Source organism: Flavobacteriales bacterium (assembly GCA_013214975.1).
Classification (GTDB): Bacteria; Bacteroidota; Bacteroidia; order DT-38; family DT-38; genus DT-38.
Genome location: JABSPR010000285.1, coordinates 1 through 4,587, shown reverse-complemented (window position 1 = coordinate 4,587; position 4,587 = coordinate 1). Strand labels below are relative to the sequence as shown.

At 39.4% G+C, this 4,587-nt stretch carries 6 protein-coding genes; 5 read left to right on the top strand and 1 reads right to left on the bottom strand.

What is annotated here, in order from left to right; all coding sequences use genetic code 11:
* The 5 genes from HRT72_09165 to argH form a co-directional block, all read left to right on the top strand.
* The coding region (locus HRT72_09165; GenBank protein ID NQY67874.1) for an aminotransferase class III-fold pyridoxal phosphate-dependent enzyme at positions 1 to 249 on the top strand (249 nt) is incomplete at its 5' end.
* A complete protein-coding gene (locus tag HRT72_09160; GenBank protein NQY67873.1) occupies positions 246 to 1,190 on the top strand; it encodes an acetylornithine carbamoyltransferase in 945 nt (314 codons plus the stop codon). The genes HRT72_09165 and HRT72_09160, both read left to right, overlap by 4 nt.
* On the top strand, positions 1,190 to 1,972 hold the full coding sequence (gene argB / locus HRT72_09155) for an acetylglutamate kinase (protein ID NQY67872.1): 783 nt from the start codon (positions 1,190 to 1,192) through the stop codon (positions 1,970 to 1,972). The genes HRT72_09160 and argB overlap by 1 nt, the downstream gene beginning before the upstream one ends.
* Positions 1,973 to 1,981: 9 nt before the next feature.
* A complete protein-coding gene (locus HRT72_09150; GenBank protein NQY67871.1) occupies positions 1,982 to 3,046 on the top strand; it encodes a M20 family metallo-hydrolase in 1,065 nt (354 codons plus the stop codon).
* A 2-nt stretch (positions 3,047 to 3,048) separates the two neighbouring features.
* Positions 3,049 to 4,383: an argininosuccinate lyase gene (gene argH / locus HRT72_09145; protein NQY67870.1), complete on the top strand. Its 1,335-nt coding sequence runs from the start codon at positions 3,049 to 3,051 to the stop codon at positions 4,381 to 4,383.
* Between the two features lie 14 nt (positions 4,384 to 4,397).
* Here the strand turns inward: argH and HRT72_09140 are convergent.
* Positions 4,398 to 4,587 (bottom strand): hypothetical protein (locus tag HRT72_09140; protein ID NQY67869.1); only part of this gene is annotated, 190 nt, incomplete at its 5' end.

Here is a 4,587-nt window from a genome sequence, read left to right as displayed (position 1 = left end):
TTGAAAGAAAATAATATAGAGGATGCCATTACCGAGATTCGAGGGGAAGGTTTAATGATTGCCATTGAGTTGAAAGAACCTTGTGCAGCAGTTCGAAAAGAATTGTTGTTTGAGCACCAAATATTTACTGGAGCATCATCGAATAAAAATGCCATTCGTTTATTACCTCCTCTTTCTGTTACGAAAGAAGAGTTAGATTATTTCGCAGATAAATTTATTGCAGTTTTAACCAATACTTTGGTAAAATGAAAACGTTCAAATCAGTTTTAGACGGAGGGGATCTTAATGCTTTGGTGCAAGAAATTATTGCCATCAAAAAGGATCCTTACGCTTTTAAACACCTTGGTGAAAATAAAACGCTTGGGATGATTTTTCTCAACCCAAGTTTACGAACTCGTTTAAGCACACAAAAAGCAGCGGAAAATTTAGGAATGAAAGTCATCACTCTTAATATGAATGACGGCTGGCAATTGGAAATGGAAGACGGAACTGTGATGAACGATAACAAAGCCGAGCATGTACAGGAAGCGGCTGCAGTTGTTGGGCAATATTGTGACATTATCGGATTGCGATCGTTTGCCGAATTACACAACCGAGAAGAAGATTACGCGGAAGCGATTTTAAATAAATTCATCAAGTTTTCTGGCGTACCAATGGTGAGTTTAGAATCTGGCACACTACACCCATTGCAATCCTTAGCAGATTTAGTAACTATAGAAGAATTCAAAAAAACAGCTCGCCCCAAAGTAGTATTGAGCTGGGCACCTCATCCGAAGGCATTGCCACAAGCAGTTCCTAATTCGCTTGCCCAATGGATGTCATCTACAGATTTCGATTTTGTAATTGCGAACCCAGAAGGGTATGATTTAGATCCTCAATTTACTGAAGGAGCAAGTATTTTACACGATCAAGAATTAGCGCTTTCCGGTGCCGATTTTGTTTACACAAAAAACTGGTCGAGTTTTTCGGATTACGGCAAGGTACTTTCTACTCCAAAAAACTGGATGATTGATGAACGAAAAATGGATTTAACTAACGATGCAAAATTCATGCACTGTTTACCTGTTCGTCGTAATGTAGTAGTTAGCGATGCTGTAATTGATGGCTCAAATTCGATTGTAATTCCTCAAGCTGCAAACCGAGAATTTGCAACACAGGCGGTACTTAAAAAAATGCTGGAAGCCTTATGATGGAAACGCTATACATAATAAAAATTGGCGGCAACGTAATCGATGATTCAGATGCGCTGGCTAAATTTTTAGCTGATTTCGCAGAGATCCGAGAGAATAAAATCTTGGTACATGGCGGCGGAAAGATTGCCACAGAGATGGCTAAGCAAATGGGTATTGAAGTTCAAATGGTTGAAGGACGACGAATTACCGATAAGCCAATGCTAGAAGTTGTAAAGACCGTTTATAGTGCGTTAAATGCATCAATCGTTGCACAGTTAAATGACAATGATTGTAAAGCTTTTGGTGTAAAGGGAAATGCACACAACATTATTGAAGCACACAAACGAGAAGTTAAAGACATCGATTACGGATTCGTGGGTGATGTGGATAAAGTAAACCCCTCTCCTGTTTCGATGTTAATTAACGACGGGCATTCGCCTGTTTTTGCTCCTCTTACAAACGACGGAGAGACTATGCTTAACACAAACGCAGATACGATCGCTTCTGCTTTGGCTGTGGGTATGGCGAACGATTTTGACACCAAATTGGTGTATTGCTTTGAAAAGAAAGGCGTATTGAAAGATGTAAACGATGAGACCTCTGTGATCGAGGATATCTCAACCGAAACATACGAGCAATTAAAAGCAGATAACATTATACATGATGGGATGATTCCTAAAATGGATAACTCGTTTAATGCCATTAAAAAAGGTGTTAAGGAGGTATGGATTTGCCATTCCGAAGAATTTAAAACAAGTATTATTGATGGTGCACAACACGGAAGTGTTTTACACGCATAGCTTAAAATTATGAGCCACGAAAAATTAAGTAACGATGCCATAGAGCTTCTACGATTACTAATAAGTATTAAATCTTTTAGTAAAGAAGAAGACAAAACGGCCAATGTGATAAACGCGTTTTTAAAGGAGCGAGGTATTGAAACCCATACAATGAAAAACAATGTTTGGGCGTTTAACAAGCATTACGACAAGAGCAAGCCAACGGTATTATTGAATTCTCATCACGATACGGTTTTACCTAACTCTGGATACACATTCGATCCGTTTACTCCTTTCGTGAAAGATGGTATTCTTTATGGTTTGGGTTCAAATGATGCTGGTGGATGCTTGGTTTCACTGATATCTACCTTTGTCTATTTCTACGAGCGAACAGACCTTAACTACAACTTTATTATTGCAGCAACAGCTGAGGAAGAGATTTCTGGATTAGACGGGGTTGAATTGATTTTGCCAGAATTGGGAGACATCGAATTTGCAATAGTTGGTGAGCCTACACAAATGCACTTGGCTACTTCCGAAAAGGGATTGATGGTATTGGATTGTGTTGCGAAAGGTAAATCTGGACATGCTGCGCGTGAAGAAGGCGAAAATGCAATCTACAATGCAGTTAAAGACATCGACTGGTTTACATCGTTTGTTTACCCGAAAATTTCAGATTCTTTCGGACCTGTTAAAATGAGTGTTACCATGATCGAAGCGGGATCGCAGCATAACGTGGTGCCAGATCATTGCAACTTCGTAGTTGATGTTCGTGTAACGGATGTATACAACAACGAAGAGATATTAGAGGTAATTCGAGAAAATGTAAAGTGCGAGATTAACCCTCGTTCGGTTCGATTACGTGCTTCATCTATCGATCATAGTCACCCGATTGTGCAAGCAGGCCTGGCATTAGGTCGTGAGACTTATGGCTCTCCTACTACTTCCGACCAAGCATTGATTGACGCACCGTCGTTAAAATTAGGACCTGGAGATTCTGCGCGATCGCACACGGCAGACGAGTATGTTCATTTACACGAAATAAAAGAAGGCATCGATTTATACATTCAGATGCTCGAAAAAATAGTATTGTAGTTATGGCTAAGATTTGGAAACGAGATTTTGATGTAGATAAAACGATTGAGGAATTTACAGTAGGTAAAGACCGAGAATTAGATTTATTATTGGCCGAGTACGACATCTACGGTTCGTTGGCGCATATCCAAATGTTGGAAAGCATCGACTTGCTTACAGCAGATGAATTAAGCATCCTTCAAATAGAGCTTAAGAATATTCTTAAGATTGTTAAGGCTGGTGACTTCGTAATTGAAGATGACATTGAAGATGTGCACTCTCAAATTGAAAGTGACCTTACCACAAAGCTTGGCGATGTTGGCAAGAAAATTCACAGCGGCCGATCTCGAAACGACCAAGTCTTAGTGGATCTTAAATTGTTTATCCGTGCTGAAATTCAGCAATTGGTTGAGAACACGAAAGTGTTGTTCGATACATTGATTTCGTTGAGCGAAGAGCATAAAGAAAAATTGATTCCAGGCTTTACGCATCTACAAATTGCGATGCCATCTAGTTATGGTTTATGGTTTGGTGCTTATGCCGAAAGCTTAGTAGACGATTTAGAAATGATGTTGGCTTCTTTCAAAATAGCTAACCAAAACCCACTTGGTTCTGGAGCCGGTTATGGATCTTCTTTCCCGTTAAACCGTCAGATGACTACCGATCTTCTTGGATTCGCTGCGATGAATTACAACGTAGTTTACGCTCAAATGGGACGAGGTAAAACAGAGAAAAGCGTAAGCTGTTCTATGTCGTTTATTGCAGGCACATTGGGTAAAATGGCAATGGACATCTGCTTATACATGAACCAGAACTTTGGTTTAGTTTCTTTCCCAAAAGAGCTTACTACTGGTAGTAGTATTATGCCACACAAACGTAATCCAGATGTATTCGAATTGATCCGTGCAAAATGCAATAAGCTAAATGCATTACCGAATGAGATTAACATGATAACCAGCAACCTACCTTCTGGTTACCACCGCGATTTACAATTGATTAAAGAAAGCTTTATGCCTGCCTTTGATGAATTGAACAGTTGTTTGGCAATTGCCAACCACATGCTAAAGAACATCATCGTTAACGATAATGCTCTAGTCGATGATAAATACACCAATCTATTTACGGTAGAAGAGGTGAATAAGAAAGTACTTGGTGGTTTACCGTTCCGTGATGCTTACAAAGAAATAGGCGGCCAAGTTGACAATGGAACTTTCTCTGCAGAAAAAAACGTGAATCACACACATGCAGGAAGCATAGGCAATTTATGTAATGGACAAATCACGGCTCGAATGGATCACCTAACTGGTCAGTTTGGGTTTAAAAAGATTGAGAAGGTACTTGGGGAGTTGGCTGGGTAGGCTTGAAATACAAATTACATCTTCGAAATCTCAGAGAACATTTTCAACTGCATCTTAATTGCCTTCTCCCTCTTCCCTTTAATTAATGTGTGATAGTATGTTAAGCCTTTAGCCGGGTTATAGATATATACTTCTCCCAATATCATCTCTGAAGTAGCCATTGTTGATGGTTCATACATTAATAGGTAAACATCTTCTTGATTT

Bases quoted from the DNA above. Each gene is read 5' to 3' on its own strand.
- argB (NQY67872.1), top strand. From the start codon at position 1,190: ATGGAAACGCTATACATAATAAAAATTGGCGGCAACGTAATCGATGAT.
- HRT72_09150 (NQY67871.1), top strand. From the start codon at position 1,982: ATGAGCCACGAAAAATTAAGTAACGATGCCATAGAGCTTCTACGATTA.
- argH (NQY67870.1), top strand. From the start codon at position 3,049: ATGGCTAAGATTTGGAAACGAGATTTTGATGTAGATAAAACGATTGAG.
- HRT72_09160 (NQY67873.1), top strand. From the start codon at position 246: ATGAAAACGTTCAAATCAGTTTTAGACGGAGGGGATCTTAATGCTTTG.